The sequence below is a fragment of the Geminicoccaceae bacterium genome (genome assembly GCA_020638465.1).
Classification (GTDB): Bacteria; Pseudomonadota; Alphaproteobacteria; order Geminicoccales; family Geminicoccaceae; genus JAGREO01.
Genome location: JACKIM010000001.1, coordinates 2,024,847 through 2,051,402, shown reverse-complemented (window position 1 = coordinate 2,051,402; position 26,556 = coordinate 2,024,847). Strand labels below are relative to the sequence as shown.

Sequence of the window (26,556 nt, the reverse complement as noted above, 5' to 3'; positions counted from 1 at the left end):
TTCAAAAAAATATTAAAAATGAAAAACCCGCATGACCGCGTATCCCGCATTATGGGCATGCTGCCAAATCCGCCCTTGTTCCATAATGCAGTCAGATGTATCCACATTGCGGGATAAAAAAGCACACCACCTGTCAATGTGTGCCCTTTCTTGGAAATGGCTGCGATGGTTGAAACGAAGAACATCAAATCTCTCGGCAAGCTCGTCAGTGTACTTGACTGCTTTTCCACCACGGATCGATCTCTCACCGTGTCGAAAATCGCCGAACGTGCCGGGCTGCCGCGGTCGACAGCACACCGAGCCATTCTGGCACTCAAGGAAGTGGGCTTTCTCGAACAGGATCACACACGTGACGAGTACCGTCTGGGGCTGCGGCTCTTCCAGCTCGGCGCAACGGTCCTCAACAACATGGATCTCCAGCGGGTCGCTCATCCGTTCGTCGAGGCCCTGAGCGCGCTGACCGGGGAAGGCGTTCATCTCTGCGTCTTCGACGGCGAGCGCATGGTCTTCGTCGAGCGATCGACCGGCGGGCCGACCGGCCCCCAGAACGCCACCATCATCATGGAAATCTCGCCCTGCTACTGCACCGGTGTCGGCAAGGCCGCGCTCGCGTTCCAGTCGAAGGGCGACATCGACCGCGTCATCGCCGCCGGCCTCATGCCGTTCACACGCACCACCATCACCGATCCCGTACGGCTCCACGGAGAACTCGACCATATCCGCGCACGCGGCTATGCCCTCGACCTTGAAGAGCACAAGGCCAATGTGCACTGTGTTGCCGCACCGATCCGCAACAGTTCGGGCAGGGTCTTTGCGGCCGTTTCGGCGAGCGGCTCGAAGAAAAGGCTGACGGAGGAGGCCCTGCACAATTTCGCACCCTATGTGGTCAGTCATGCCGACGCGATCTCAAGGCGCCTCGGCTACAGGTCGCCAACCGAAGCCTGACGAGGGATCATCGGCTGCGACGTCCGTAAGGTTAATAACGAGACTGTTCGGGCCCGGTATCAACTGAATGTTGAAGGCGGGGCTTCCCAGAAAGCCCGGTCTCCGGCATGATGAGTTCCCAGCAGACGAACATAATCGACTTGGGGAGGGTTGCGATGACGTTCGTAGATGGGCTGGCCCGTGGATCTGCGGGTCTGGTTGCCGTACTGACCTTGATGTCGGGGGGCGTGGACCGGGCCGATGCGGCAGATGCAGTGCAGATGATCAGCCACCGTTATCCCGCGCTCGAATTCTATGCGGAACGCATGAAGGAAGCCATTGAGGGAGTCGAGGTCAATACCCAGCTCATGCCGCACGACAAGGCCATGGAGCTTGCGACCATCGCCCTGTCTTCCAAGGCGGATACGGTCGATATCCTCTATCTCAATGACAGCACGTTCCTGAGTTTTGCCAAGAATGGCTGGTTGAGACCGCTGGACGACCTGTTCGAAAAATACAAGGAAGAGTTCAATCTCGGCGATTTTGCCGACAGTGCACTCGATACGTTCCGCTATGACGGAAAGCTCTACGTTCTTCCGCACACGATCAACACGCAGCTCTTCTTCTATCGGAAGGACCTGCTGGATGAGGCTGGCAAGGAACCGCCAACCAGTTTCGAGGAATATGGCGCGCTCGCCGCAGAACTGAACTCGCCCTTGCGCGCGGGCACGATCAGCTGCCTCAAGCCGGTCGATGCGGCTCTCAATGAAATGCACTGGTATCTCAACGGCCTCGGCGGACAGTGGTTCGATGGCGACATGCGTCCGGTGTTCAACAACGAGGCCGGTGTCGCTGCCTTCACCAGACTGAAGGAAATCACGGCCAACGCGCAGCGCGGTTTCACCTCAGCCGCAAATGACGAATGTACGATTGCCCTGCAACAGGATACTGCATACATGGGTATGCAGTGGGCATCGCGTGCGGCAGCCATGGATGATCCAACCAAGTCGAATGTCGTCGGCAAGATCGACTGGGTGGCTCCACCCGACGGTCACCAGCGGATCGCCGCCGATGGTTATGCAATCTCCGCATTTTCCAGCCAGGATCCGGATACGCTCTTCCGCATCATCGCCACCTCATCCGACGAGGCCAATATGCGCGAGGCGGCCTCGATGATCCTGCCGCCGAGGCGTTCGGTCCTCAACGATCCCGAGTTGCAGAAGATCAACCGCCATTATCCGGCATCACTCGCCTCGCTTGAGATCGGCGAAGCATTTCCGCGGCTGCCGGAATTCTACGAGGTCGGCGAGTTCATCACCCGGCGCGTACTGCAGGGGGTGACGGGCGAAATGGACATGCAGGAAGCACTCGACGCCGCGGCCGAGGAAACGACGCAGCTGCTCACGAGCCGTGGCTACTACAAGCAGTAACCGAATCGCCTCGAATTTCTTGAAGCCGACCCACCGGGAGGTCTGACCCCATTGATGGGCTTTTCGGTCACGGAGTGACTTTTGACATGCATGGCCAGCGTGGCTTGTGGCTGTTCCTTGTGCCGAGCGGTATCGTCCTTGCCGTCGTCCTGTTCTACCCCTTCGGATATGCAGTCTATCTGAGCCTGTTCAACTATTACCTCGGCGCCGGAGAACGCACCTTCGTCGGCCTGGGCAATTACGCCGCGCTTCTGGCTGACGAGCGTTTCTGGTCGTCGCTCTACAAGACCTTCATCATCGTCGGCTCGGCGGTCTCGCTCGAATTCTCGCTCGGGCTTGCCATCGCCTTCGGACTCTACAAGCTCACCTATGGCGTGCGTGCACTCAACCTCCTGATTTTCCTGCCGCACATCATCACGCCCGTAGTGGCCGCTCTCTTCCTGCGCTGGATCTTCATGGGCCGCTGGGGACTGCTTGACGGGATCATCATGAGCCTCGGCTTCTTTCCGCCCGACTGGCTGGGCGATCCCATCTGGGCACGCTTCACGGTCGTGCTCGCCGATGCCTGGCAGTTCACGCCCTTCATGATCCTCGTGCTTTATGCCGGGCTGAACACGGTCGACACGAGCCAGATCGAATCCGCACAGATGGACGGTGCGGGCAACTGGACGATTCTCACCCGCATCATGCTGCCGGCGCTGCGGCCGCTGATCCTGTTCGTCCTCGCGATCCGCACGATGGATGCGTTCCGCTTCTTCGACAGCATCTACGTGCTCACCGCCGGCGGCCCCGGAACCGCGACAGAGACGATCACGCTCTACACCTACGCCCTCGCCTTCCGCCTGCTCGAGGTGGGCAAGGCCTCGGCACTCGGCGTTCTCACGCTCTTGATCGTGGCGGCCCTGGTCGCCGGCATGACCGCGGTCATCTACCGACGCGAGCGAGGCGAGTTCCGATGAAGCGCAAACCGCATGTCCAGCTCATCCTCTTCGTCAGCCTCTGTGCCTTCACCGCCATCAACCTGATGCCGATCTTCTGGGCGTTCCTGACCTCGATCAAGCTTCCGGTCGACGCCTTCGCCGTGCCTCCCAGGTTCGTCTTCACGCCAACCTTCGAGTTCCACCGGCAGGTCTGGGTGGAGAAGGACTTCACCGGCTTTCTCGTCAACAGCGTGATCATCGCGGTCGCGACCGTCTGCATCTCCGTGCCCATCGGCACGATGGCCGCCTACGGACTCTCGCGCATGCGCGGGATCGGAACGAGCGGTCTGCTGTTCGGCCTGCTGGCGATCCGCATGTTCCCGCACATCCTCCTCGCGATCCCCTTCTTCGTGCTCGCGACCTTCGTCAACCTGATCGATACCTACACCATCATGGTGCTGGCACTGGTGGCCATCAACCAGCCGTTCACGATCTGGCTGATGCGCAGCTTCTTTCTCGATGTACCGGTCGAGCTTGACGAGGCCGCCTGCATCGACGGCTGCAATCTCTGGCAGACATTCCATCTCGTCGCCCTTCCCGTCGTCAAGCCGGGGCTCTGGGTGACCGCGCTTTTCAGCCTGCTGCTCGCCTACAACGAATTCCTCTTCGCCCTCGTGCTGACCGGCCCCGGCACCAAGACATTGCCGGTCGCGATCGCCGAATATGGCGGCGAGGACATCAATTACTGGTCGCTGTCGGCAGCGGCCGCCATCGGTATCATGCTGCCCATCGTCGCCTTCATGATGTTCCTGCAGAAACATCTCGTCCGCGGCCTCGCCTTTGGGGCGGTCAAGGGATGATCCGGCAGCGGGAAACCCCATGCAACGGGATCCGGGGAAGATGACGAACACCAGCTCCACGGAGCGATACCGCGGCGCCATCGATTGCGACGTGCACCCGCAGGTTCCGTCCCTGTCGGTGCTCCTGCCTTATCTTGACGATTACTGGCGGGACATGGTCGAGGTGCGTGGCATCGAGGGCTTCCGCAGCCACGCCTACCCGCCGGGTGTGCCGGCCAGCATCCGCGAGGACTGGCGCAGCGGTCCCGCCCACGGCGCGGACAGTGTCGAGGCGGTGCAACGCGACCTGCTCGATCACTTCGGTCTTTCGCACGCCATCCTCAACTGCCTCTACGGCGTGCAGCAGGTTCATGACGAGGGTCTTGCCGCGGCCCTGTGCGCGGCCGTGAACGACTGGATCGCTGCCGAATGGCTGGATCGCGACAGCCGTCTCCGGGCGTCGATCGTCGTGCCCCTGCAAAACCCGCAACGGGCCGTCGACGAGATCGAGCGGCTTGCCCCGGACCGGCGCTTCGTCCAGGTCCTGATGCCGGCCATGCATGACCTGCCCTTCGGCCGCCGCCATTACTGGCCGATCTACGACACCGCCTGCCGCCACGACATGCCCGTCGGCCTGCATCTCGGCAGCGCCTACCGCCAGGCGATCACCGCCGTCGGCTGGCCGACCTATCATGTCGAGGATTATGTCGACCAGACCCAGGGCATGCAGGCACAGCTCGCCAGCCTGATGAGTCACGGCGTGTTCGTCGAGTTTCCGGAGCTCAGGATCGTCCTGATCGAATCCGGCGTCAGCTGGCTGCCGGCGTTTGCCTGGCGCTATTCGAAGTTCTGGCGCGGCCTTCGCATGGAAGTGCCCTGGGTCGACCAGACGCCGTTCGACATCCTGCGCCGGCATGTCCGGCTTACCACGCAACCCTTTGATTGTCCCGATGACAGTGATATTGTCCAAAGATTGATGGACCATCTCGGCTCGAATGAGATGCTGCTGTTCTCTTCGGACTATCCGCACTGGCAGTTCGATGGTGACGACGCCCTGCCGCCGGGACTTCCCGAGCCCGTGTCCAGCCGGCTCCTTTGCGACAATCCGATGGAGACCTATCCCCGTCTGGGAGGACCTTGATGATGCTTGAAGATATCGCCACGCCGTCCGCACCTGCCGTGGCTCCCTTGCCGGAAACGGCGCGCGGGAAGCGACCTGCCATCATCGACAGCGACGTCCACCCGACCGTCAAGTCGATCAGCGAGATCAAGCCTTTCCTCGCCGATCGCTGGTGGCGCTACCTGCAAAGCTACGGGGCCCGGCCACGTCATCCGTTCGCCGAGGGGGATCCCTATCCCAAGGCCGCGCCGAGGGCCGCCCGCCGCGATGCATGGACGCCCGAGGGAGCACAGCCGGGCAGCGACCTCGCATTCATGCGCGAGCACTATCTCGACGCCTACAATATCGAGGCCGGTATCCTGGCGCCGTTGTTTCCCACCGGGCAGGCCGACCGCAACACCGACTTCGGTGCTGCCATCAGCCGGGCCGTCAATGACTGGCAGCGGGAGACATGGACGAGGCCGGAGAAGCGGCTCAAGGCCTCCATCGTCATACCATACGAAGACGCGGAAGCGGCCGTGGCCGAGATCGAGCGATGCGCCGATGATCGCGACTTTGCCCAGATCCTGATGCTCGCGCGCACCTTCGAGCCGCTCGGTGCAAAGCGCTACTGGCCCATTTTCGCCAAGGCCCAGGAAGTCGGGCTGCCGATCGGCGTGCATGTCTTCGGCTATAGCGGACATGCCGTCACGGGTGCGGGCTGGCCCAGCTACTACATCGAGGAGATGACCGGACACGCCGCTGCCTGTCAGGCCGGTGTGGCAAGTCTTGCCATGAATGGCGTGTTCGAGCGTTTCCCGGGCCTGCGCATGATCATGATCGAGGGCGGGTTCGGCTGGCTCGCGTCGCTCATGTGGCGGCTGGACAAGCACTGGCTGAGACATCGCGAGGAAGTTCCCCACGTCACCCGTCCACCGTCGGAAACCCTCAGGCGCAATCTGTGGATCTCGACGCAGCCGATGGAGGAGCCGGAGCGTTCGCAGCAGCTCATCGACACGATGAAATGGATCGGCCTCGATCGTCTGCTGATCGCGACCGACTATCCGCACTGGGATTTCGACGACCCGAGTTTCGCCTTGCCGCGCAAGCTCGATCACGCAAGCCGGTTGGCCATCTGCTCCGGCAACGCCAGAAAGGTGTATCGTCTTTGAGCGAGCGTCATGTCGTGGCCCGGACCGATGAAATTCCCGAAGGCGGACGGCTGAAGGTCCGGGTCCGTGGCCAGGATGTCGTCATCTTCAATGTCGCCGGCGAATACCTGGCCGTTCTCGACCGCTGTCCGCACCAGGGCGCGAGCCTCTGCGATGGCAAGCAGGTCGGGCTTGTCCGGTCCGAGCGTCCCGGCGAGCTGGAGTACACGCGCAAGGGCGAAATCGTCCGCTGCCCCTGGCACGGCTGGGAGTTCGATTTGAGAACGGGCAAGTCCTACTGCGACCCGCGGCGCACATGGGTGAAGAGCTACCCTGCCTCCAGCGAGCACGGCGCAACCATCCTCGAAGGCCCCTACATCGCCGAGACGTTCGAGGTACTCGTCGAGGACGATTACCTCGTCATCGACGCGTAAGGCGTCGTCAAGAGGCGATAGGGGAATGGTGTCAGGGGCTGGCTTCTTGTTCAAATGACGGTGAAAGGAATTATTTCCTTGACTTTTCGATAGGGTTCATGGCAGGTACGGGAGCATGACACGATGTGCCCCGAGCCCCGTTCCTGCCGGAAATCCCGTGCGCCCGCCGCTGTCGGCGGGGCGGGAGATCCTGTTGCTGTGCCTGGGGCGGCTCCTGCTGCTGGGCTGGCTGCTGGTGTCGCGGCGCAGGGCGCATGGCGGGGTCCGCGAGGCGGCCCTGCCCGGCTTCCTGCGGATACCGGCGGGTTCGTTCTGCTACGCCACGCTCAGGGGCGGCGACCTCGCCCGGCAGTTGCGTTTTGCCATCATGGCGGCCGGGTATTACCGCGATTTCTGGCGGATGATGTACCTGGACGAGGTTGAAGGCCCGCGGACGGCCGACGCCGAACTGGCCCATCGCACCCATCAGCGCGAGGCGTGGCAGCGGATGCGACCCGCCCCCATCACGGCCGCTCCCGCAACACCTGTCGCCCTTCGCTACATGCGCGTTGCGGTTGCGGCTCCGGCCGATGCCCGGCCACTGCGGGCGGCGGGCCATGCATACCGGAGCGCCATCCCTCCCCCCGTGAAGACCTTCCCCACCGCAAGAGCCATCACACGCGCGCACCGGATTCGCCCCGATCGATAAAATTTTTCGAAAATTGGAGACGATCGGCCGTCGCGGGCGGCTGGCCTATGATCCTTCCCGTTCCAGCCTTTTCGCCTCCTGCCACAATTCTTCTAATCGATCGAGACCGGCGGCAGCGGGATCGTCTCCGGCATGGGCCTCGACGTGGCGGAAGCGGCGCTCGAACTTGGCGTTGGCGGCGCGCATGGCTGCTTCGGGATCGACGTCGATACGCCTTGCGTAATTCACGACCGTGAACAGCAGATCGCCCAGTTCCTCCGCACGTTCATCGCCCCGGGCGGCATCGAGTTCGGCCAGTTCCTCGTCGATGCGCGCACGAATGGGGGGAAGTTCCTTCCAGTCGAAACCGATGCGCGCGGCACGGCGTTGCAGCTTGAGGGCACGGGTGAGACCGGGCATGCCCAGGGGGATGTTGTCGAGCAGGCTCGGTCTTTCGCCCCGGGCATGCGCGCGTGCACTGCGCTCGCGGGCCTTCCGCGCTTCCCAGCGGTCGGTCTGGGCGGCTGCATTGTCGACCTGTTCGGCGCCGAAGACATGCGGGTGGCGGGCAACCATCTTGTCGGCGATACCGTGGGCCACATCGTCGAAGCTGAAAAGCCCTGCCTCATCGGCCATCTGTGCGTGATAGACCGTCTGCAGGAGCAGATCGCCCAGCTCCTCGCGCAAATCGGCAAAATCGCCACGCCCGATGGCATCCGCCACCTCGTAGGCTTCCTCGATGGTGTAAGGCGCGATGGTGTCGAAGGTCTGCTCGATATCCCAGGGGCAGCCGCCTTCCGGATTGCGCAGCCGGCGCATGACCTCCAGCAACCGGTCGATACCGGACGGTTCCGCACCGGGCGGCGTACCGGGTTTCAAAGCAGGGTCCCCTGGTCGCCGAATGGTTCGCTGCTGCCACGTCGGGCGCTTCGCCGCGCAGGTGGCGTCTCGCCGCCGCGCATCACCTTCACCCGGCCGTCGCGGAACTCGATCTCCATGATGCCCTCGCGCTCGGCATCGGCGCGTGAGGAAATGAGGCCGCCATCGGCGGGCCGGTGAACCAGTGCATAGCCTCGCTCCAGCACCTGCCTGTGCCCCAGGCTTTCGAGCAGCTTGGAGAGACCGCCGAGCCGTGCCGTCTCGTCATGGATGCGCCGGTCGACCAGTGCGGCGATGCGTCCATCCGGAATGCCGGCCAGCGAACGCTCGCAGGCGCGGATGCGGTCGCGGGCGAGTTCGCCGATACGCTGGTGCCGCCTGGTCATCTGCTCGCGCCTTTCCTCAAGCATGAGCAGCGGCGTGCGCAACCGCAGGCGTTCGCTCAGGTCGTCGAACCGCTGGGCGGCGATGCCCATCAGCATGGCGGGATCGGGCAGTCCGCGCGCCAGTCCCTGCACCCGCTGCACGGCATGATCGAGCATACGATGAACGGCATGTTCCATCCGCTCGCCCAGCGCGGCAACGTCGCCGGCCAGTTCGCGGCGGACCGGAACGGCAATTTCGGCAGCGGCCGTGGGCGTCGGGGCCCGCCGGTCCGCGACATGATCGATGAGCGTGGTATCGGTTTCATGCCCCACCGCAGAGATGAGCGGAATGTCGCAATCGGCCACCGCGCGAGCGACAACTTCTTCGTTGAACGCCCACAGATCCTCGATGGAACCGCCGCCACGGGCGACGATGAGAAGATCTGGGCGCGGATCGACCCGGGGAAAGCCGCGAATGGCCGCTGCAATCTGCTCGGCAGCCCCCTCGCCCTGCACCGCTACCGGCCACAGGACGACCCTGCGCGGAAAGCGCTCGGCCAGGCGGTGCAGCATGTCGCGGATCACAGAGCCGGTCGGCGAGGTGACGATGCCGATGATCTCAGGGAGGAACGGCAACGGCCGCTTGCGAGCCGGATCGAACAGGCCCTCGGCCTCAAGGCGCCGCTTGCGCTCCTCGAACAGCGCCATCAGCGCTCCCGCACCGGCAGGCTCCATGTGCTCGATGACGAGCTGGTAGCGGGAGCGGCCCGGATAGGTCGTGAGCTTGCCCGTACAGATGACCTCGAGCCCGTCCTCGGGTTTGAACGCCAGCCGCGTGGCCGATCCACGCCAGCACACCCCGTCCAGCACCGACTTGTCGTCCTTCAGCGCGAAATAGAGGTGGCCGGACGCTGCGCGCTTGAACCCCGAGATCTCGCCACGCACCCGGACGAGGCCGAAGGCATCCTCGACCGTCCGCTTGAGGGCGAAGGAGATTTCCGAGACGGTATATTCGTGAACGTTGCTGGCCATGCCCTCGTCTAGCGCAGGCTACCGGCCGTGACCAGCGGTCGCCGGGACAAACGGATACAATTGGCACCGCGCGCCAGTGAAATTCTGATACGAAATGCGATTAGGGTATCCGGTGTTCAGTCATCTCACAGCGAAGACTTTCACCATGTCAAAACTGAAAACCGTCTGGAACCATCCCCTAACCTTCTGGCTGTTGCTCGCACTGCCATCGGTCGGCATGATCGCCGACGGCATTTCCGGTGCCGCCAGTTTCCACCGACTCGTTCATCCCACCGGCGAGTTTGCCGCCCGCTTCACCATCATCGCCATGATGATCACCCCGCTGATGATGCTCGTGGGGCGGCGGCGCTGGCTCCTGTGGCTGATGGCGCGCCGGCGCTATCTCGGTGTTGCCGCGTTCGGCTATGCCGCACTGCACACACTCTACTACCTGCTGGACAAGGCATCGCTGGATGTCATCGTGGCCGACCTGACCCGCGCCGGCATCTGGACCGGCTGGCTGGCCTTCCTGATCTTCGTGCCGCTGGCCATCACCAGCAACGACACGTCCATGCGCCGCATGCGCGGCATGTGGAAGAACCTCCAGCGCTGGGTCTATCCGGCGGCCATGCTGACGCTGGTTCACTGGCTGCTGGTCAGCCGGGGCGTCGGTGGCGCACTTGTCCACTTCGCTCCACTGGCTGCCCTTGAAGCCTATCGCATCTGGCATGTCGCCACCCGGCCGCGCCGTTCCCGCCGTCTGGCCGAGGCGTGACATTTCCCGACCGGGCGGATCGTCCATCGAGGCTCCGCCCGGTCCATGTTACGCAGGACTTGAAAATAACCACAGATTGCCATATATTCCTAACTCAGACTGCCTCTCCGGCATTCGCAGCGGCAATGCATCGGAAGTCTACGGCCCGATGACCCTGGGCGTACCGGCAACGTCGTTGTCGTCATCCCGATGCCGGCGATCGTCGTCATCATCGTCACAGGAACCGTTGTAGGACAGGCAGACGCTGTCGGTGGCGACGACAATGGCAACCGTGGCGCCCGCGGCGATCCCCGCCAGACCCCACCACATCAAGGAGACACTGACATCCGCCCCCAGCACGGGTCCATCGCCGCCAACGACATCGAGCCCCATGACCTGTGCCCGCGACCCATCGAGCGCCAGCCCGGCCAGTTCAAGCCGATGCGCATCGATACCGTCGGGGCTGACCTCGACCGTCAGCCACGAGGGCTCGCCGGAAAGCGGCAGGTTCCAGTACACGACCGGATCCAGCTCTCCGGCAGCAACCTGAAGCGGAACCAGGGCCCACGCGGCCAGTGTCAGCGATTTTCGCGTCATCCGCCAATGATGACCGCCCGCATGCACACATGTCCAGCGGCAAACGGACGGAACACGGCCTCAGATATGCCCGCGGTCGACCAGCGCCTGCGCGATCTGCACGGCGTTGAGCGCCGCCCCCTTGCGCAGATTGTCCGACACCACCCACATGTTGAGGCCGTAAGGCAACGTCGGATCGACGCGCAGGCGGGATACGAACGTCGCGAACTCGCCGACGCAATCGATCGGCGTGACATATTCATGGTTCTCCGGATCGTCGACGACAATGATCCCCTCGAAGCCCATCAGCGCGTCGCGGGCTTCTTCCAGCTCGATCGGCTCCTCGAACTCGACATTCACCGCCTCGCTGTGGCCGACGAACACCGGTACACGCACGCAAGTCGCCGTGACCTCGATCTCGGGGTCGAGAATCTTCTTCGTCTCGACCGCCATCTTCCACTCCTCCTTCGTCACCCCGCCATCGACCATGCTGTCGATGCGCGGAATGCAGTTGAAGGCGATCTGCTTGGCGAAGACCGACGGCGGCTTCTTGTCGTTCATGTAGATCGACTTGGTCTGTTCGAAGAGCTCGTCCATGCCCTTCTGTCCGGCGCCGCCCGTGGCCTGGTAGGTCGAGACGACAACCCGCTTGATCCGGGCAATGTCATGCAGCGGCTTGAGGGCCATGACCATCTGGATGGTCGAACAGTTCGGGTTGGCAATGATATTCCGGTTGCGAAAGTCGGCAAGCGCCTCGGGATTGACCTCGGGCACCACCAGAGGAACGTCCGGCTCCATGCGGAAATGCGAGGTGTTGTCGATCACCACGCAACCCGCCGCTGCGGCACGCGGCGCATGGACGGCCGAAACCGCGCCCCCCGGAGAGAACAGCCCGATGTCGACCCCTTCGAAATCGAAGCTGTCGAGATCCCTCACCTTCAGCCGGCGATCGTCACCATAGGCGACCTCCTTGCCGACCGATCTGGACGAGGCGAGCGGAATGATCTCGTCGGCCGGAAAGTTCGTCTCGGCGAGAATATTGAGGATCTCACTGCCGACAGCACCCGTGGCGCCCGCCACGGCAACGCGATAGCCCATTTCGGCTTACTCTTTTTGAAAAGGTTGTTCTTACGCCAGGCTCTTGTCGAGCTCGGCGATCACGGCACGGCCCATGTCCTCGGTCGAAACGAGGGTCTTGCCGGACTGCATGATATCGCCCGTGCGGATGCCGGAATCCAGAACATTCGCAATGGCTTTCTCAAGGCGGTCGGCTTCGTCGCCAAGATCGAACGAGTAGCGCAGCATCATCGCGAAGCTCAGCAGCATGGCCAGCGGATTGGCCTTGCCCTGGCCGGCGATGTCGGGAGCCGAACCATGCACCGGCTCATACAGCGCCTTGCGCTTGCCGATGGCATCGGGCGCCCCCAGCGAAGCCGATGGCAGCATACCCAGCGATCCGGTCAGCATCGCCGCCGCATCGGACAGCAGGTCGCCGAACAGGTTGTCGGTGACGATCACATCGAACTGCTTGGGCTGGCGGATCAGCTGCATCGCGCAATTGTCGGCATACATGTGCGCCAGCTTGACGTCGCCGAACTCCCTGGCGTGCAGGGCCGTCACCGTCTGCCGCCAGAGCACGCCGGTATGCATGACGTTGGCTTTTTCCACCGAAGTCACGTGATTGCGCCGCTTTCGCGCCAGTTCGAAACCGACCGCGGCCACCCGCTCGATCTCGGGCGTCGTGTAGACCTGGGTGTCGACACCGCGTTTCGTGCCGTCGGGCAGCTCCTCGATCCCGCGCGGCTCGCCGAAATACACACCGCCGGTCAGCTCCCGCAGGATCAGGATGTCGAGACCCTCGACCAGCTCGGTCTTGAGCGTGCTCGCCTCCGCCAGCGCGGGGAATACCAACGCCGGGCGAAGGTTGGCGAAGAGGTCGAGTTCCTTGCGCAGGCGCAACAGGCCCTGCTCCGGCTTGAGGTGGAACGGATTGGCATCGTGCTTGGGCACGCCGACGGCCCCGAAAACCACCGCATCGGCATCCTTCGCGAGCTTCACGGTGTCGTCGGTCAGCGGTACGCCATGGGCATCGAGCGCGCAGCCACCGGCCAGTTCCTCCTCGCACTCGAAGCCGAGCCCCTGGCGATCGCCCAGCCACTTCACGACCTTGCGCACCTCGCCCATGACTTCAGGGCCAATTCCGTCACCGGGCAGAAGGAGAAGATTGCCGACCTGGTTCATTTCGCATTGTCCTAAGGCGTCGATTGCTGGCGACCCGCGCGCTGTGCGGCGATCATATCGGCGGTGTTCGTAGCGCCTCGGCGGGATGAACGCAAACCCCTCTACACCTCTTGCCGCAATATCTCTTGACATCGTGCCGGCATGCCAACCTCACGGACCGGCCATGAATGCGGGCCGATTTCACTTGAAACGGCATGGCCCCTTTGCTTCCGCAACGAAGGACTGTAGTTCTCGTTCTATAGATTTTACCGGGGGGAACATGAAAAGCTATCAGATCGTCGGCTGGGGCGAGCCCCTTGAGGCCCGCGACTATCCGACACCGGAACCCAAGGGCCGCGAGGTCCTCGTCAGGGTGACTGCCTGCGGCGTGTGCCACAGCGACCTGCACATCCATCAGGGCTATTTCGACCTCGGCGACGGCCGCCGGCTGAACATCGCCGATCGCGGCATGCAATTGCCATTCACCCTCGGCCACGAGGTGGCGGGCGAGGTCGTCGCGATGGGGCCGGAAGCCACCGGCGTCGAGATCGGCGACAGTCGCGTCGTCTATCCATGGATTGGCTGCGGCCAGTGCGCGGATTGCGAACGTGGTGATAATTTGCTGTGCACGAAACCTCGGGTGATCGGCACCTGGGTCGATGGCGGGTACAGCACCCATGTCATCGTCCCCGACGCCCGCTATCTCGTCGATCATGGCGATGTGCCGGTGGAAGTCGCCTGCACCTATGCCTGTTCGGGCATCACCGCCTACAGCGCCCTGACCAGGACGGGCATCACCCGGGCCGACCAGTCACTGCTGATCATCGGCGCCGGAGGCGTGGGCATGAACGGCCTGCTGATGGCCAAGGCGGTGCTCGGCTGTCGCGTGGCCGTGGCCGACATCGATGCGGCCAAGCGCGATGCGGCCATGGCGACCGGCCTGTGCGACGCGGTGTTCGACAACAGCGACGCAAAGACGGCCGCGGAGGCCGTGCGTGCCTGGTCGAACGGCGGGGCGGATGCTTCCATCGACTTCGTCGGCCGACCGGTGACCACCGAGTTCGGCATCGCCTGCTCGCGGACCAAGGGCTCCAGCGTCGTGGTCGTCGGTCTCTACGGCGACAGCATGAAGCTGTCGACGGCCATGCTGCCGCTGCGGATGATGAACCTCAAGGGATCCTATGTCGGCACGCTCGACGACCTCCATGCGGTCATGGACCTGGCACGTTCGGGCAAGCTGCCGCCGATCAAGGTCACCGGTTGCGCACTGCATGACGCCAACAAGGCATTGCGGAGCCTGACCCAGGGTGAGGTCACCGGCCGTTACGTGCTACAGCCCTGAGCTATCAAAAATGAGAACATCCTGCGAGCGATACGCTTGCCAAACAGGAATAGGGACATGAAAGGTATCTTTGCCGCCGTGATCACGCCGTGCGACCAGCACGGCAACATCGACATCGACCGCTATGTCCGCCACGCCAGATGGCTGCTTGCGCATGGCTGCCACGGGCTCGGCGTCTTCGGCACGACCAGCGAGACCAATTGCTACAGCGTCAGCGAACGGCAGGCGGCGCTTGAGGGCTATGTCGAAGCCGGGCTCGACCCCGCCTCGATGATCCTGGGCGTCGGCTGCTGTGCACGATCCGACACCGTGGCACTGGCAAAGCACGGACTCTCGCTGGGGGTCACCCGGATGCTCGTGCTGCCGCCGTTCTTCTACAAGAACAACAGCGACGAAGGGCTGGTCCGCGCCTATTGCGACATCATAGAAACCGTCGACGATTCCCGGCTCGACCTCTATTTCTATCATTTCCCGCAGGTCTCGCAGGTGCCCGTGACAAAGCCGGTGATCGAAGCCCTGCTCAAGCGCTATCCGGGTATCGTCAAGGGCCTCAAGGACAGCTCCGGCGACTGGGAGCATACCCGCGATCTGATCGAGAGTTTCCCGAGCTTTGAAGTTTTCTCAGGTGCGGACAACCACCTTCTGGAGAACCTCCGCATGGGTGGCTCGGGCACGATATCCGCTGCCGGCAATCTCAATTGCGCGGCGAACCGCATCGTCTACGACACCTTCATGGACGGCGACGAACTCGATTCCGAGAACGCCATGGAAGCGGTTTCCGCCGTGCGCAAGATCGTCTCGTCGTTCCCGCTGATACCGGCGATCAAGCATGTCGTCAGCCATGCCCTGGACGACCCGGAATGGGCACGCGTCCGCCCGCCGCTGGTGGAACTCGACGAGCAGGCCGGCAGCGACCTGCTGGCTCGGCTCGGCGAGGCCGGGTTCAGCTTCCCGGTGGACGACCAGATGTCAGCAACCCGTTGAACGCCCTGGCGGCAGGATGGGCCGGCCTCCCGGGCAATGTCCGCGGGGCCGTGTTCATCCTGCTCGCCAGCATCGGCTTTCCCGCCATGGGCGCGCTGTCGCGTATCCTCGGCGACCGGCTGCACAGCTTCGAGATATCGTTCGCCCGCGCCTTTTTCGGCTTCCTGCTGCTGCTGCCCCTGTTCTGGCGTGACGGCTTCAGCCTGTTGCGCACCGATCGCCTGGGTACGCACGTCGTCCGCTCGATCTGCGGAACGGTCGGGTTGTTGTGCGGGTTCTATGCGTACAATCACATGGCGCTGGCCGATGCCGTGGCGATCAGCTTCACCAAGCCGTTGTTCATGGTCGTCCTCGCCGCCCTGATGCTTCACGAGACCGTGCGCCGTCGGCGCTGGCTGGCCACTGCGGCGGGTTTTGCCGGGGTGGCGATCATGCTGAGGCCCGGCGATGGCGTCATCGATCCGGCAGCACTGGTGGCCCTGCTCGGCGCGCTCGCCGCCTCGTTCGTCGCCATCCTCATCAAGCAGCTGGTCGCGACCGAACGCAAGGCGACCATTCTCGCCTATCTGGGCATCATCAGCACCATCCTGACCGGCATTCCCGCCTGGTTCGTGTGGCAGACGCCAACGTTGCACGAGATCCTGCTGATGGTGGCGATGGCCTCCGTGGGCAGCCTCTCGCAACTGCTGATGATGCACGGCTACAAGCTCGGCGAGGCCAGCGCGCTTGCACCCTTCGACTATGCGCGGCTACCCGTCGCAGCAATTTACGGCGCACTGATCTTCTCCGAACAGCCTGACATCCATACCTATGCGGGAGGGGTCGTGATCGTTTTTGCGACCTTCTATCTGGCGCGACTGGAACAGTCTTCCCGGACCCGCTGACCATCCCCCCCCGCCCGTGGTGCAGCGGTCGGCGGGGCATCGAGAGGAACGCCTGCCATGAAACGACGCGCAGCCCTGCTGATCGCACTCCTTGTCGCGGCCATTGCCGCCGGTCTCTTCCTGGCAGGAATACTCGATCCGGCCGAAAAACGGGAGCAAGCCCAGGTTCCCATCGGCGGGCCCTTCAAGCTCGTCGACCAGACCGGCAGGACGGTGACCGAAGCCGATTATGCCGGTCGCTTCATGCTGGTCTATTTCGGCTACACCTACTGCCCCGACATCTGCCCGACCGGCCTTGCCACCATCAGTGCTGCCTACGACCTGCTGACACCCGAAGAGCAGGCCCAGCTGGTGCCGATCTTCATCACCGTCGATCCCGAACGCGATACACCGGAAGTGATGGCGGGCTATGTCAGCCTGTTCCACCCTGCCCTCCAGGGACTCTCGGGCAGCCCGCAAGCCATCGCCTCGGCCATCGCCGCCTACCGCGTCTATGCCAGGAAGGTCGAGGACAAGGACCGCGCTTCCACCGACTACCTCGTCGACCATTCGACCTTCGCCTATCTGATGGATCGTGAGAACCACTACCTGACCCATTTCCCTCACGGCATGTTGGCCGAGGACATGGCCGCGAAGATCCGGGACTATCTCGATTGACATCCACCACTCGAAACCTCTTGCGCAACCCGGACTGACCGTCTAGACCACGCCTCAGGCAAGCGCTCGTAGCTCAATTGGATAGAGCATCTGACTACGGATCAGAAGGTTAGGGGTTCGAGTCCTCTCGAGCGCGCCAATCAAATCAAAGACTTGGCCACCATCCGCCAATCAACGAAACCGCCCGTGTCGCCACCATGTCGCCACGCGGATGGAATTCGGGGGAATGTTGGGCCATGAAAAACCCCGCCACCTTTCGATGACGGGGCGTGTTGAAGCGGGATGGTTCAGGTCAGCGCTTCGAGCGCCCGATCCTGACCCGCTCGGTTCGGTCTTCATTCACTCGTCTGATGTATTCCCCTTTGGCCCCTCGGGGGAGTTCTTTTCTGGGTACTTTTGCGATTCCGTCGACGAGTCTCTCCGCCACCCCTTCTCGTATTTCTTCATGGCCAAGTCCCTCATCCGGTCCGCCTCGGGATCTTCTCCCAGCCACGAAGGGTGCACTGAGATCAGCCCCTTCGATGCTAGTGAACGCATCGCCTTCACTCGCCTCTCCGGTTCGCCGTCCAGGGTAGTCATCTTCGAAGCTCCTTTGTGGAATAGGCTTGTCCGGTTTCGAAGCCGACCCGGTACTCGCCCGCGCCGACCTACCGATTGTACCAGAATCGGCCCCTTCCATCACCTTCAAATGTGCACGTTTTTGTGTTGAACAAGCACACGTTTTTGTGCGAGCCTTGCTCCATGAAGACGCAGGAGTTCATTCGCAGGCTTCGCAAACCGGCCCGCAGGAAGGACGTGGAATTCCTGCTCGATAAATTGGCCGGTGCCGGTTCCCAAGGTGCGCGTCTGGTTCGACGGCCGTGTTTCGACGCTGATTGTCGACAAGCGCGAGTTGAAGAGCGGCACCATGTGAAGCATTTGCGAACGGCTTGGCGTCGATCCCGACGAACTGCAGGAGGCTGCCATGCGCTACCCCGCCCATTTCGAGCCCTGCGAGGAAGGCGGTTTCACCGTCACGTTCCGCGATGTTCCGGAAGCCGTCACCGAAGGCGACGACGAGAACGAGGCGCTGGCCAATGCTGCCGATGCACTGGCGACCGCGCTTGAAATCTACGCCGAAGACGGCCGCGACTGGCCCGCCGCCTCGAAGGCCCGGCGCGGCGAGCGCATGACAACGCTGGACGCCGTGACCACCCTGAAACTCGAACTCGCCCGCCTCGTCGCACGAGAGCGGATGCCGGTCGCCGAGCTGGCCCGCCGCATGGACTACAAATCCGAAACCGCCGCCCGACGACTGCTCAGCCTGCGCCACACGACGAAGGCCGGAGAACTCGAACGGGCATTGTCACTGTTCGGCATGGCTGCTGACGTGCAGGTGGTGACCGCCTGAAATACGAAATCGCCGCTAGGCCACCTGCAAGCCCCGTAGAGCGCGTTCACCTCGATTTCGCATGTGCCAGCACAAACGATGAAATTGCGCCCTGACGGCCGTTTGCGAGCGATTATGGCCATGCCATGCTTTTCGCCGCTCACGCTAACGTCTGCTCGAAGAGAACGGGCGGGTTTCACGGGCCTTCATGCTCGACGCAGCCCATATTGAACTGCCAGACGACGGGCGGCGCGCCTTCCTCGCCCTTGACCGTCTGCGCGGGACGGCCATAGCCACGGTCGAGCAATTCGCGCGCGGCGGCGATCTGGTTCTTCGCGGGCTCGTTTTCGTCCATCATGATCGCTGCGAGAATTTCGACGGCCTTTGCGCCGTGCTCGCGGCACAACTCGCGCATCCTGCCGGTTTCTCTCGGACGCCCGCCCGGGTTGCCCGAGCTTGCATGGAACCTGCCCTGTTCGTCTCTCATTCCTGTTCCTTCCTGTTCTCAGGAGTGAATTCCACAATGCGGAATGATACCTGTGTCCCTGCCGCCCGCAACGCCTCGATGAGTTCGGGCAGCAATTCGCGTTTGAGCGAGACGCCCTTTTTCGTCGGGTGCCATGTCTGGCCGCCGTCGGGTGTGAAGTGGATGCGCAGGTCGATCAGCTCGTGCCCGTGATACGCGCGCTCCATGACGACCAGCCGTTCGGATGAGTTCTTGGGGATGGTGGCGAGGGTTCGGTCAGTCATGGCAGGGGCTCCGAACCTATCGCCGTGACAGCGTGACAAGCGTGACAAAAGCGACTTGTCACGCGCGTGACAGGTTCCGAGTTGTCACGACATGTCACACTTGTCACAAAGCCCGGATTTACTGGCTCAAACGGCCAATTTCGTGACAAGTCGCGTGATAGCTCGCGTGACGTGACGTGACAACACCCTATAGGGGTGTCACGGTCACGTAACGGGTCACGGTCGAGGGTGATTTTCGTCAGCCGAGCCATACCCATTCCCCCCATGCAATGGCGTCATCCCGGCCAAGCAAAGCCTCGCGACCGCGTTTCCATGCCTGTCTGAACGCTGCCCGTTCTTTGGCATCGTCGCCGATGCGGCCGTAATGCTGTTCGAAGTAGGTCCGCCAGCGTGACACCGTGACAGCGCGTGACACGTCACGCGTCATGTCACAGGGCGGCGGTCGTTCGCCCATCTCGTCTAGAGCGCTTTGCAATGCCCTCTTGGCAAGGGCTGCATCCTTACCCAGCGGGCGCTTGTTGGTCTTCCCGCGGGCGTGACGCGTGGCGCCCTCAACGCGTGACGTCACGCAAGTTGTCACGGTCCTGCCCTGAAGGTTCGTTCCAAGCTCGACCACATCGAGGTTGAAGGCGAACACGGTCCCCTGCGGTCCGTCACGGTGCTTCGTCACCATCGCCGTGTGAACCTTGTCGTCACCGGCTGCGACTTCGATTTCCACATCGGTGGCAGCCCACAGGCTCGAATGGCCGCGTGCACCTCGGGCAAGATCCTTGCCGCTGTGATGCACGACGAGAACGTGAGTCCCGAGAGCTTCGCGGATCTGACCGCAAGCCATGACGAACGATCCCATATCCTTCGGGCCGTTCTCGTCTCCGGTCATGGCTCGGGCGAGGGTATCGACGATGACAAGGGCCGGGCGTCCATGCCGTGCCTCGATCTGGCGGCCCACATCGATGATTGCTTCAGTGTCGCCATTGAGCATGTCAACGCTGGACTGCACGACGGCCAAGGGCAGACTTTCCACGTCGTGGCGGATCATCCATGCCTTGACGCGCTTCTCGACGCTCGCGGGCGCTTCCGCTGCCACGTAGAGCACCGGGCCTTGCTCAACCGGGTTGCCGTGCCATTCGAAACCGGCGGCAACGTGGCAAGCCATGTCGAGGGTGAAGAATGTCTTGCCGCAACCGGACTCGCCATAGAGCACCGTCAGGCCGGTGGTGCTCAAAAGCCCGCCAATCACCTCGCTGGTGTTCAGGTCGATCTCGATGTCATCGGCCCACACGAACGAGAGCTTGCGGGCTTTCCCGCCGCCCGTGTCAGGATGGTCGAAATCCTCGATACGGTCGACCGACAGATTGTCGGCGTCGTGGCGTATCCGTTCGGCGATATCAGCCATGAGCAGCGCCCCGGTACATGTCGTTCACATCGTGGCCCGCGACAGGTGGCACCCAGCGGCGCACCTCTCGATCCGCGAGCGTCCAGCGGTTCGAGACTTCGGCGGCGGCGGTGAGCCCGCATTGTCGCCCGTGCCTGTCCGGCTTGTCGTGATCCACGCACACGGTCAGCGCCCCGACGCCCGGCAGGACCGGGAAGGCGGCAAGATTGCCCGCGTCGATCAGGCACCATACGGGCGTGATGCCATGCGCGGCGGTGAGCGCGGTTTCGATACCTTCGGCGACGGCAAGCCCGTCCGTCACCTCGTCGTCGGGCCACAGGCGGATGACGCCTCCGGCCTTGCGGTGCCCCTTGCAGAGCATGCGGGGTCGCACGATACCGGGCTTGGTGCCGTTCGGGACGACCCATGTTCGGTGCAGGTTGATTGGCTCGCCGGTGGCAATGTCGGTGATGAGCCCGACGAGCGCCGGGCCTGTGTGGCCGCATGAGTGGTTTGCGTTCGGATGGAAGCGCAAATCGCCGTCCTGGTGAGGAAGCGCGCAACAGCGGGCCGTCAGGTAGCGTTCGGCGACCGTGCCGGGCTCGATGTGCTGGCATTCGCGCCAGAAGGCGCGCCAGTAGTCCGAAAGCGTGTCGTGTTCGGTCTCGTTGCCGGTCGTGCGATCCGGGGCGCTGGCCTCGATGGCTGCCCTGTGACGGCGCGAGACGGGCTTGCCGCCTTCGTCCGGCCACAATTTGCCGCTGTACCCGCAGCGGTGACAGTACCAGACGAGTGAGGCGTCATGCTTGCGGGTGACAGCCAGCGCGTCGTCCCTCGCACCCTTGCCGCATTCGGGACAGGGGCGGCGATATGTGCCGGGACGCGACGAGGGGGTGTCGGGGATCATCGCGCACCCTCCCGCTCGTCATCGGGCACCTTGGCGACGTGCGTGCACCGTAACCCGTGATCGCGCAGTAACCGCTTGAGAGCGGCACGAAGCGCGAGCAATGGATCGACGCCGGGTTCGGGACGAAGCGTCACCGTGAACGCAGGCCGTTCATTCGAACCGCTCATTGCAACGCACTCCCGCCAAGCCCGGCCAGTTCGGCGACGAGAGGGGCGAGCACGGGCGTGACGCCATGCCTATCGACGAGCCACGCGGCGGCGCGGGACATTCCGGCTGGCAATTCCGCCGCGCTGGCGCTACGTTCGAGAGGACCATTTGGCGAAGACAATCGAACGCCGGCAGGGGCCGCTACCCCGCCGGCGTTTTCCTTTCCGGCCATCACGCGACCATCCTCTCGCTGGTGGAACGAACGACGTGATCCGCGATCCATGCTTCAAGATCGCTTTCCCGGTAGCCGATCATGCGGCCGATTTTCACATAGGCCGGCCCCTTGCCGTACACCCGCCACTTGGCGAGCGTTCCCAGGCTCACATGCAGGCGTTCGGCGACGACCGGGGGTTGAAGGATCGTGTCAGCCATGGTGCGTAAACTCCGTCACGCGGTTTGAACTGACACGGCATTATGAGCAGGAAACGGGCGTTAAATAGGCGGCACGAATTAATTGCCGATTCGAATCAGTGCGATGAATTCAGTTCTTATGTTTCTCAAATGGTTAGATAGGCTGAGCGGGAATTCGTGACAGGGGGGTGCGCTGAATTCATGGCGGTGATTCGAATCAGTGCGATGAATTATCTATGAATTTGCTCCTGATTTTGGCCCCGATTCAGCGAGGTGTTTGAACTCGGGCAAACCAGCCACATCAGCCCATGCCCGATCAAATGCTCTACCCGACAGGCCGTTGATTTCGGCACAAGCGGCCTTCTTGTATTCCCCTTTCATCTTGTATTCGCCCCGGCTCACGGCCTCCTTGATCCATTGTTCTGCCTTTCTCTGAGCAGAAACGAGGCTCACTTTCGGCGAAGCTGTTACGCCATCACTGTCGCTTTCGACCGGAAAGCATTGATCGACATCCTGTTCGGTAAAGCGGACAACATTGCGGATCATGGTCTTCTCCCCTGACGAAAGCTCTCGTCCCCCGTCTGCTGCCTCTCTTAGCCAATCAGCCGGATTCTCGTTTCCGGGTGGGACCTCCCCCAACGGATTAAGCGCCCCATTTGCGATTTCCCGCTGCACCGACTGCCATGCGTCTTCGATCGTCTCTCCTTTCTGTTCGTAGTGTTGACGGATACGCACCGCCGTCTGGCCAAAGGTGAGCATCCTGACTTCCTGCCAGCCGTTTTTCGCCACATGTTCGGCGACTTTTCGCGTCAACTCGCCCTCAATTCCATCGAACATGCCTTCGGCTTCGAGATACGGCAGTAGCAGCTTGGGATCATAGTCTGTCACCTGAACGCGCTGGCCCGGTCGTTGCGCAATCACCGGTCCCAGTGCGTGACGGGCACTTTCGGCCAAGTCTGGATTGTTGCGGTCTTCGATGTAAAACCCGTCCAGATTTTGGACGCCCTTCAAGTCATCCATGGAGCACTGTTCAATTCCGTCGGGCGTTATTCGCCATAACTTCAGCGCGCCATTTGCGATATCTTCGCGAAGATCATCACCGATCGTCGACAAAGCCTGATCGCGCGAAATACCATCCCTCACGCGGTGGATCATGTTCGCGTCGATGAATGCTCGAAGCGGGAAATGGCCCGGCAGGATGGGGTCCGACATAACGTCCTCCGTCGACGCATCCGTGATGTGGAGGGCGCGGCGGGCCGGTACGGATGACCCGGCTTTCGGCGGCCAACCTAGCCGCGCCCAACTCGTGAACTCTCAGTCTCAGACCCGCCGCAGCGGAACCACCTTGCCCGTGTCGCGCCCCTCGATCAGCGCCTCGACATGAGCACCCCAAACCGCCAGCGCCTCGCGCGCCTCATCCTCGAAGCGGTGGCACTGATAGACACCGACGACGCCCGCCCGGCTGCCGGCCACATGCCCCAACACCGTCTCGATGACTTCCAGCCGGACCCCGAGCCGCTGCAAGCCGGTGGCCACGGTTCGGCGGATATCATGCAGCCGCCAGTCAGTGACGCCGCTCAATCCGTCGAGCTTGGCCTTGTTCTTGCTGATGTTCGAAAAGGGACGGTCGCCGGTGGTCGTGAACATGTAGTCGCCGATCACGGGCAACCCGTCGACGACCCCCGCCACCAGCGGTGAAAGGCAGATGATCCGGGCCGTATCGTTCTTCGAACGCTCGCGCGGCAGCCGCAGTGACGATCCGTCATCCAAAAGCTCGTCCCACCTTGCGGAAAAAATTTCCTCGCGGCGTGCGCCCGTGGCGATCAGCAGGCGGACAGCCGCCCCGAATGGCCCCTCGAATGTGCCTGCGTTATTCCAGACGGCCACAAGCTCGTCGTCGGAAAGCACGCGGTCCCGCCTCACTTCGGGCGTTACCTTCTCGACATGCGCCGCCGGATCGCTCTCGATGATGTCTCGCCCCACCGCCCATTTGAACATTCGCTTGGTGTGGGCCAGCACGCGATTGGCCGCCACGGGCGCGCCACGGTCCGCGATGCCGTCGAGCAGTGCGATGATGTCCCGCTTGCGGATATCCTCGATTGAGCGCCCGGCGAACGACGGCGCGACTTCCCTTTCCATCAGCCGCTTCATTTCGGCGAAGCTGCGATTGGTCGACTGATCCCGTTTCAGCCATTCTTCGAGCACGTTGTCGAAATGTTGCGTCTTCGGGATTTGCTAACTAAATAGCTTTTTATTATGCGCCTGCATGAAGAGCAGCGCGGAGAGGTAGGCCATGCGCGGGCATTTGGTGGTGCATCGTGTTTTGCGGCGGGATCGGGCGAGATGATGACGGACGTTGGCGTTGAGGCTTTCGAGCCGTTGCGTGTGCATCTTGCCGGTGAAATGGGCGCCTTTCGGCAGCACGGCCGCGTAGGCGGCGAGATCGTCGGTGAAGGTGATGCGCCCCTGGGCTTGGGGAAATGATTTGAGAAAGCTCTTCAGGTCGTCGGCGCTTCGTCCGCCCACATGAACGCCGAGGATGCATCTTGTGAGATAACACATCGATATCCACAGCCAGCATTCGTTTTTTTGGCATGAACGAAGTGCCACATCTCGTCGATCATCGCGATCTTCGGCGGCGGACCGGGCCTGCGCATCCGCTCGACCTCCTCGCCAAAAGCCCGGATCCACTTGAGAACGGCGACATTCGAAACACCCAGAACCCGCCCGATCGCGCGAAAGCCCATGCCCTCGAGATAGAGCTGCAACGCCCGACGTCTGATCCCGTCTCCCATCCCGTGCCTCGTACTGCGCGTATATTTGCAGCCGCACGACTTGCACAGCCAACGCTGAACCTCACCGATAAACCCCGCCTTCGTCCGGACCTCCGAACCGCATTTCGGACAATGCATCATATTCCCCCGCTCAGCCACTCTACGCGAGATGTAGCAAAAAATCAGCCGGAAGGCTATAATATTAGCAAAGCCGGCGAAACAGCGGGAGAATGCGGCCAGCAGGACCAGCCGCTCGCCACGGCCGCACCAGCCGTTTTCCCCGAGCGTGTGCTCGCTGTAGGCCATCAGGCTTAGCGCGAGCATCTCCGCACGTTCGGCGATGACCGGATCGGCGAGCCCCCGGGCGAGGTCGAGTTCGTCATCCATCATGATCCCCCTCCGGCAGTGCGAGATAGTCGAGCAGGCAGCGGGCGAGTTCGGCGGCTTCGCGGCGGTCGAGCTGGCACCAGCCGACGGCGGTGAACGAGCCGACGATCTCCTCGCCATGCTCGACGAGCAGCGTTCCGCTGGCGTGCATCCGCACGACGAGGTGATGGCCGAAGCCGGTCGACAGCTTGCGGAAATACGGCAGTCCGCCGAACGGGCTGGCGCTCATGCGGCCTTCGCATCGCGGGCGGAAGCCCGCAGGTGCCGTTCCAGCCGCCCGACCTGAATGCGGGCCAGGTGCAGTTCCTCCAGTGCGGCCTGCAGATATTCCCACTCGTTCGGCTGGCCGAGGAGGCGGCCGCGGATGGCCGCCCGCCGCTTGCAGTCGTCGATCAGCTCGAACAGTTTTTGCGGCGTCACGGTCGGCAAGCCGCCGCTCAGGCAGTTCGGTACATCATTCATCGGCTTTTGGCCCAGCGCCGCCCCTTGCGCAACGGATTGCTCCGCTTGCGCGGTGCCGGCGGCTCCATCGTCTCGACCTTCGCCGGGTAGCCGGGCCATTCGCCCCGGCCGAGACATCGCGACCAGCTCGCCGCCGCGTGATCGATGTCCGCGCGGCCGCGTTCGAGCAGGCGCGGGCCGGGCTCGAAGATCATCAGCCCGAACGGTTCGACCGTTTCCTGCACGACGAAGGCAAAGCGCGGCCGCTTCACCCCCAGCCGCCCGGCCGCACGCCGGTACCATGCCGGCTGCACCCGGCCCGGAAGCTCCATCAGCGCCCGCCGCTTCCACATCGACAGCGGCATCGAGGTCGTCTTGTAATCGAGGATCAGCCCGGCCTCCGGGTCGATCCAGTCGAACCGGGCGCGGCCCCAGATCGGCGCGCCCGCCGCCTCCTCCTGCCAGAAGGCCGAGACTTCGGAAAAGCCGCGCGCCGGCGAGAACGCCCAGGCCATGCCCGCACGGGCCAGCTGCTCGCGGGCGGCGGCCAGCATCCGCGCCATGCGCGGCCAGTCGCCCGCCAGCACCGGGATGCCGCAGGCTTTCCTGATCTCCTCCCGACTCGCCCGTGCCGCCCTGGTGCGCCAGTCCGGCGCATTGACCGTCACCACCCGCACCTCGCCGCCCAGCAGCAGCTCGTGCATCGCCGAGCCGAAATCCATGTTCCTCGTCGTTTCGAACGCCACAGGATCGGTCAGGCGCGGATGCCTCGCAGCGGCATGGGCCGGAAAGGGCGAGCGGGTTCATGGACGCACCTCCGTGCAGCTTCGTTCACTTTCACACCGTGTGGCGTTTCTGG

At 63.0% G+C, this 26,556-nt stretch carries 33 protein-coding genes and 1 tRNA gene; 15 read left to right on the top strand and 19 right to left on the bottom strand.

The window, feature by feature from the left end; translation table 11 throughout:
- Positions 1-165: 165 nt before the first annotated feature.
- From H6851_09845 to H6851_09810, 8 genes are all read left to right on the top strand, one after another.
- Positions 166-945, top strand: a complete 780-nt coding sequence (locus H6851_09845; GenBank protein ID MCB9943907.1) for an IclR family transcriptional regulator — start codon at positions 166-168, stop codon at positions 943-945.
- 155 nt (positions 946-1,100) lie between these two features.
- The gene (locus tag H6851_09840) at positions 1,101-2,354 is read left to right on the top strand and encodes an extracellular solute-binding protein (protein MCB9943906.1); all 1,254 of its coding nucleotides are present in this window, start codon (positions 1,101-1,103) and stop codon (positions 2,352-2,354) included.
- A gap of 86 nt (positions 2,355-2,440) precedes the next feature.
- Complete coding sequence (locus tag H6851_09835; protein MCB9943905.1) at positions 2,441-3,313, top strand: sugar ABC transporter permease; 873 nt, start codon at positions 2,441-2,443, stop codon at positions 3,311-3,313.
- Complete coding sequence (locus H6851_09830) at positions 3,310-4,134, top strand: carbohydrate ABC transporter permease (GenBank protein MCB9943904.1); 825 nt, start codon at positions 3,310-3,312, stop codon at positions 4,132-4,134. Before H6851_09835 ends, H6851_09830 begins: the two co-directional genes overlap by 4 nt.
- Before the next feature lie 40 nt (positions 4,135-4,174).
- Positions 4,175-5,254 carry an amidohydrolase gene (locus H6851_09825; protein ID MCB9943903.1) on the top strand — a complete coding sequence of 360 codons (1,080 nt, stop codon included), beginning with the start codon at positions 4,175-4,177 and terminating at the stop codon, positions 5,252-5,254.
- Between the two features lie 2 nt (positions 5,255-5,256).
- The gene (locus tag H6851_09820) at positions 5,257-6,384 is read left to right on the top strand and encodes an amidohydrolase (protein MCB9943902.1); all 1,128 of its coding nucleotides are present in this window, start codon (positions 5,257-5,259) and stop codon (positions 6,382-6,384) included.
- Positions 6,381-6,797: a Rieske (2Fe-2S) protein gene (locus H6851_09815; protein MCB9943901.1), complete on the top strand. Its 417-nt coding sequence runs from the start codon at positions 6,381-6,383 to the stop codon at positions 6,795-6,797. The genes H6851_09820 and H6851_09815 overlap by 4 nt, the downstream gene beginning before the upstream one ends.
- 115 nt (positions 6,798-6,912) lie before the next feature.
- The gene (locus tag H6851_09810) at positions 6,913-7,485 is read left to right on the top strand and encodes a hypothetical protein (GenBank protein ID MCB9943900.1); all 573 of its coding nucleotides are present in this window, start codon (positions 6,913-6,915) and stop codon (positions 7,483-7,485) included.
- Between the two features lie 45 nt (positions 7,486-7,530).
- Here the strand turns inward: H6851_09810 and mazG are convergent, their stop codons facing one another.
- Together mazG and H6851_09800 are read right to left on the bottom strand one after the other, a co-directional pair.
- Positions 7,531-8,283 carry a nucleoside triphosphate pyrophosphohydrolase gene (gene mazG, locus H6851_09805; protein ID MCB9943899.1) on the bottom strand — a complete coding sequence of 251 codons (753 nt, stop codon included), beginning with the start codon at positions 8,281-8,283 and terminating at the stop codon, positions 7,531-7,533.
- A 56-nt stretch (positions 8,284-8,339) separates the two neighbouring features.
- Positions 8,340-9,740, bottom strand: coding sequence for an exodeoxyribonuclease VII large subunit (locus tag H6851_09800; protein ID MCB9943898.1), 1,401 nt, complete (start codon positions 9,738-9,740; stop codon positions 8,340-8,342).
- Positions 9,741-9,885: 145 nt separating this feature from the next.
- On the opposite strand from H6851_09800, the gene H6851_09795 reads away from it, so the two are divergent.
- Positions 9,886-10,494, top strand: coding sequence for a ferric reductase-like transmembrane domain-containing protein (locus H6851_09795; protein MCB9943897.1), 609 nt, complete (start codon positions 9,886-9,888; stop codon positions 10,492-10,494).
- Between the two features lie 138 nt (positions 10,495-10,632).
- Here H6851_09795 and H6851_09790 read toward each other — a convergent pair whose 3' ends face one another.
- Genes H6851_09790 through leuB form a run of 3 tightly spaced genes read right to left on the bottom strand, consistent with a single transcriptional unit; the run spans position 10,633 to position 13,290 of the window.
- Positions 10,633-11,070 carry a hypothetical protein gene (locus tag H6851_09790; protein ID MCB9943896.1) on the bottom strand — a complete coding sequence of 146 codons (438 nt, stop codon included), beginning with the start codon at positions 11,068-11,070 and terminating at the stop codon, positions 10,633-10,635.
- A 60-nt stretch (positions 11,071-11,130) separates the two neighbouring features.
- Complete coding sequence (locus H6851_09785; GenBank protein MCB9943895.1) at positions 11,131-12,147, bottom strand: aspartate-semialdehyde dehydrogenase; 1,017 nt, start codon at positions 12,145-12,147, stop codon at positions 11,131-11,133.
- A 30-nt stretch (positions 12,148-12,177) separates the two neighbouring features.
- Positions 12,178-13,290 carry a 3-isopropylmalate dehydrogenase gene (leuB, locus tag H6851_09780; protein MCB9943894.1) on the bottom strand — a complete coding sequence of 371 codons (1,113 nt, stop codon included), beginning with the start codon at positions 13,288-13,290 and terminating at the stop codon, positions 12,178-12,180.
- A gap of 259 nt (positions 13,291-13,549) precedes the next feature.
- On the opposite strand from leuB, the gene H6851_09775 reads away from it, so the two are divergent.
- The 6 genes from H6851_09775 to H6851_09750 all read left to right on the top strand — a co-directional run bounded on the left by H6851_09775 (position 13,550) and on the right by H6851_09750 (position 18,526).
- Entirely contained in the window at positions 13,550-14,611 is a 1,062-nt protein-coding gene (locus H6851_09775) for an alcohol dehydrogenase catalytic domain-containing protein (GenBank protein MCB9943893.1), read from the top strand.
- A gap of 57 nt (positions 14,612-14,668) precedes the next feature.
- On the top strand, positions 14,669-15,595 hold the full coding sequence (locus H6851_09770; protein MCB9943892.1) for a dihydrodipicolinate synthase family protein: 927 nt from the start codon (positions 14,669-14,671) through the stop codon (positions 15,593-15,595).
- Positions 15,592-16,479 carry a DMT family transporter gene (locus H6851_09765; GenBank protein ID MCB9943891.1) on the top strand — a complete coding sequence of 296 codons (888 nt, stop codon included), beginning with the start codon at positions 15,592-15,594 and terminating at the stop codon, positions 16,477-16,479. Before H6851_09770 ends, H6851_09765 begins: the two co-directional genes overlap by 4 nt.
- Before the next feature lie 57 nt (positions 16,480-16,536).
- On the top strand, positions 16,537-17,136 hold the full coding sequence (locus H6851_09760; protein ID MCB9943890.1) for an SCO family protein: 600 nt from the start codon (positions 16,537-16,539) through the stop codon (positions 17,134-17,136).
- A gap of 62 nt (positions 17,137-17,198) precedes the next feature.
- Positions 17,199-17,275: transfer RNA gene (locus tag H6851_09755), tRNA-Arg, on the top strand.
- An 825-nt stretch (positions 17,276-18,100) separates the two neighbouring features.
- Positions 18,101-18,526 (top strand): type II toxin-antitoxin system HicB family antitoxin, encoded by a 426-nt coding sequence (locus tag H6851_09750; protein MCB9943889.1) that lies wholly within the window; start codon positions 18,101-18,103, stop codon positions 18,524-18,526.
- 175 nt (positions 18,527-18,701) lie between these two features.
- On the opposite strand, the gene H6851_09745 is transcribed toward H6851_09750, so the two are convergent.
- The 14 genes from H6851_09745 to H6851_09680 form a co-directional block, all read right to left on the bottom strand.
- Positions 18,702-18,992: a hypothetical protein gene (locus H6851_09745; GenBank protein ID MCB9943888.1), complete on the bottom strand. Its 291-nt coding sequence runs from the start codon at positions 18,990-18,992 to the stop codon at positions 18,702-18,704.
- Positions 18,989-19,255, bottom strand: coding sequence for a transcriptional coactivator p15/PC4 family protein (locus H6851_09740; protein ID MCB9943887.1), 267 nt, complete (start codon positions 19,253-19,255; stop codon positions 18,989-18,991). Before H6851_09740 ends, H6851_09745 begins: the two co-directional genes overlap by 4 nt.
- A 238-nt stretch (positions 19,256-19,493) precedes the next feature.
- Positions 19,494-20,651 (bottom strand): AAA family ATPase, encoded by a 1,158-nt coding sequence (locus H6851_09735; protein MCB9943886.1) that lies wholly within the window; start codon positions 20,649-20,651, stop codon positions 19,494-19,496.
- The gene (locus H6851_09730) at positions 20,644-21,537 is read right to left on the bottom strand and encodes a toprim domain-containing protein (protein ID MCB9943885.1); all 894 of its coding nucleotides are present in this window, start codon (positions 21,535-21,537) and stop codon (positions 20,644-20,646) included. Before H6851_09730 ends, H6851_09735 begins: the two co-directional genes overlap by 8 nt.
- The gene (locus tag H6851_09725; protein ID MCB9943884.1) at positions 21,534-21,704 is read right to left on the bottom strand and encodes a hypothetical protein; all 171 of its coding nucleotides are present in this window, start codon (positions 21,702-21,704) and stop codon (positions 21,534-21,536) included. The genes H6851_09730 and H6851_09725 overlap by 4 nt, the downstream gene beginning before the upstream one ends.
- Positions 21,701-21,916 (bottom strand): hypothetical protein, encoded by a 216-nt coding sequence (locus H6851_09720; GenBank protein MCB9943883.1) that lies wholly within the window; start codon positions 21,914-21,916, stop codon positions 21,701-21,703. Before H6851_09720 ends, H6851_09725 begins: the two co-directional genes overlap by 4 nt.
- On the bottom strand, positions 21,916-22,116 hold the full coding sequence (locus H6851_09715; protein ID MCB9943882.1) for a helix-turn-helix domain-containing protein: 201 nt from the start codon (positions 22,114-22,116) through the stop codon (positions 21,916-21,918). The genes H6851_09720 and H6851_09715 overlap by 1 nt, the downstream gene beginning before the upstream one ends.
- 213 nt (positions 22,117-22,329) lie before the next feature.
- Complete coding sequence (locus tag H6851_09710; protein ID MCB9943881.1) at positions 22,330-23,307, bottom strand: hypothetical protein; 978 nt, start codon at positions 23,305-23,307, stop codon at positions 22,330-22,332.
- A gap of 108 nt (positions 23,308-23,415) precedes the next feature.
- The gene (locus tag H6851_09705) at positions 23,416-24,300 is read right to left on the bottom strand and encodes a tyrosine-type recombinase/integrase (GenBank protein ID MCB9943880.1); all 885 of its coding nucleotides are present in this window, start codon (positions 24,298-24,300) and stop codon (positions 23,416-23,418) included.
- A gap of 30 nt (positions 24,301-24,330) precedes the next feature.
- Positions 24,331-24,657 (bottom strand): IS1 family transposase, encoded by a 327-nt coding sequence (locus H6851_09700; protein MCB9943879.1) that lies wholly within the window; start codon positions 24,655-24,657, stop codon positions 24,331-24,333.
- Positions 24,594-25,259, bottom strand: coding sequence for an IS1 family transposase (locus H6851_09695; protein ID MCB9943878.1), 666 nt, complete (start codon positions 25,257-25,259; stop codon positions 24,594-24,596). Before H6851_09695 ends, H6851_09700 begins: the two co-directional genes overlap by 64 nt.
- Positions 25,249-25,485 carry a hypothetical protein gene (locus tag H6851_09690; protein ID MCB9943877.1) on the bottom strand — a complete coding sequence of 79 codons (237 nt, stop codon included), beginning with the start codon at positions 25,483-25,485 and terminating at the stop codon, positions 25,249-25,251. Before H6851_09690 ends, H6851_09695 begins: the two co-directional genes overlap by 11 nt.
- Entirely contained in the window at positions 25,482-25,718 is a 237-nt protein-coding gene (locus H6851_09685; protein ID MCB9943876.1) for a hypothetical protein, read from the bottom strand. The genes H6851_09690 and H6851_09685 overlap by 4 nt, the downstream gene beginning before the upstream one ends.
- The gene (locus H6851_09680; protein MCB9943875.1) at positions 25,715-26,455 is read right to left on the bottom strand and encodes a PD-(D/E)XK nuclease-like domain-containing protein; all 741 of its coding nucleotides are present in this window, start codon (positions 26,453-26,455) and stop codon (positions 25,715-25,717) included. Before H6851_09680 ends, H6851_09685 begins: the two co-directional genes overlap by 4 nt.
- Positions 26,456-26,556 lie beyond the last annotated feature (101 nt).

Coding starts and splice junctions, on each gene's coding strand:
- H6851_09835 (MCB9943905.1), top strand. CDS start 2,441: ATGCATGGCCAGCGTGGCTTGTGGCTGTTCCTTGTGCCGAGCGGTATC.
- H6851_09730 (MCB9943885.1), bottom strand. CDS start 21,537: ATGATCCCCGACACCCCCTCGTCGCGTCCCGGCACATATCGCCGCCCC.
- H6851_09775 (MCB9943893.1), top strand. CDS start 13,550: ATGAAAAGCTATCAGATCGTCGGCTGGGGCGAGCCCCTTGAGGCCCGC.
- H6851_09800 (MCB9943898.1), bottom strand. CDS start 9,740: ATGGCCAGCAACGTTCACGAATATACCGTCTCGGAAATCTCCTTCGCC.
- H6851_09790 (MCB9943896.1), bottom strand. CDS start 11,070: ATGACGCGAAAATCGCTGACACTGGCCGCGTGGGCCCTGGTTCCGCTT.
- H6851_09740 (MCB9943887.1), bottom strand. CDS start 19,255: ATGACTGACCGAACCCTCGCCACCATCCCCAAGAACTCATCCGAACGG.
- H6851_09710 (MCB9943881.1), bottom strand. CDS start 23,307: ATGTCGGACCCCATCCTGCCGGGCCATTTCCCGCTTCGAGCATTCATC.
- H6851_09750 (MCB9943889.1), top strand. CDS start 18,101: ATGCGCTACCCCGCCCATTTCGAGCCCTGCGAGGAAGGCGGTTTCACC.
- mazG (MCB9943899.1), bottom strand. CDS start 8,283: ATGCGCCGGCTGCGCAATCCGGAAGGCGGCTGCCCCTGGGATATCGAG.
- H6851_09830 (MCB9943904.1), top strand. CDS start 3,310: ATGAAGCGCAAACCGCATGTCCAGCTCATCCTCTTCGTCAGCCTCTGT.
- H6851_09840 (MCB9943906.1), top strand. CDS start 1,101: ATGACGTTCGTAGATGGGCTGGCCCGTGGATCTGCGGGTCTGGTTGCC.
- H6851_09745 (MCB9943888.1), bottom strand. CDS start 18,992: ATGAGAGACGAACAGGGCAGGTTCCATGCAAGCTCGGGCAACCCGGGC.
- H6851_09760 (MCB9943890.1), top strand. CDS start 16,537: ATGAAACGACGCGCAGCCCTGCTGATCGCACTCCTTGTCGCGGCCATT.
- H6851_09820 (MCB9943902.1), top strand. CDS start 5,257: ATGCTTGAAGATATCGCCACGCCGTCCGCACCTGCCGTGGCTCCCTTG.
- H6851_09785 (MCB9943895.1), bottom strand. CDS start 12,147: ATGGGCTATCGCGTTGCCGTGGCGGGCGCCACGGGTGCTGTCGGCAGT.
- leuB (MCB9943894.1), bottom strand. CDS start 13,290: ATGAACCAGGTCGGCAATCTTCTCCTTCTGCCCGGTGACGGAATTGGC.
- H6851_09685 (MCB9943876.1), bottom strand. CDS start 25,718: ATGAATGATGTACCGAACTGCCTGAGCGGCGGCTTGCCGACCGTGACG.
- H6851_09700 (MCB9943879.1), bottom strand. CDS start 24,657: ATGTGTTATCTCACAAGATGCATCCTCGGCGTTCATGTGGGCGGACGA.
- H6851_09810 (MCB9943900.1), top strand. CDS start 6,913: ATGACACGATGTGCCCCGAGCCCCGTTCCTGCCGGAAATCCCGTGCGC.
- H6851_09770 (MCB9943892.1), top strand. CDS start 14,669: ATGAAAGGTATCTTTGCCGCCGTGATCACGCCGTGCGACCAGCACGGC.
- H6851_09690 (MCB9943877.1), bottom strand. CDS start 25,485: ATGAGCGCCAGCCCGTTCGGCGGACTGCCGTATTTCCGCAAGCTGTCG.
- H6851_09695 (MCB9943878.1), bottom strand. CDS start 25,259: ATGATGGATGACGAACTCGACCTCGCCCGGGGGCTCGCCGATCCGGTC.
- H6851_09720 (MCB9943883.1), bottom strand. CDS start 21,916: ATGGCCGGAAAGGAAAACGCCGGCGGGGTAGCGGCCCCTGCCGGCGTT.
- H6851_09715 (MCB9943882.1), bottom strand. CDS start 22,116: ATGGCTGACACGATCCTTCAACCCCCGGTCGTCGCCGAACGCCTGCAT.
- H6851_09735 (MCB9943886.1), bottom strand. CDS start 20,651: ATGGCTGATATCGCCGAACGGATACGCCACGACGCCGACAATCTGTCG.
- H6851_09825 (MCB9943903.1), top strand. CDS start 4,175: ATGACGAACACCAGCTCCACGGAGCGATACCGCGGCGCCATCGATTGC.
- H6851_09845 (MCB9943907.1), top strand. CDS start 166: ATGGTTGAAACGAAGAACATCAAATCTCTCGGCAAGCTCGTCAGTGTA.
- H6851_09725 (MCB9943884.1), bottom strand. CDS start 21,704: ATGAGCGGTTCGAATGAACGGCCTGCGTTCACGGTGACGCTTCGTCCC.
- H6851_09795 (MCB9943897.1), top strand. CDS start 9,886: ATGTCAAAACTGAAAACCGTCTGGAACCATCCCCTAACCTTCTGGCTG.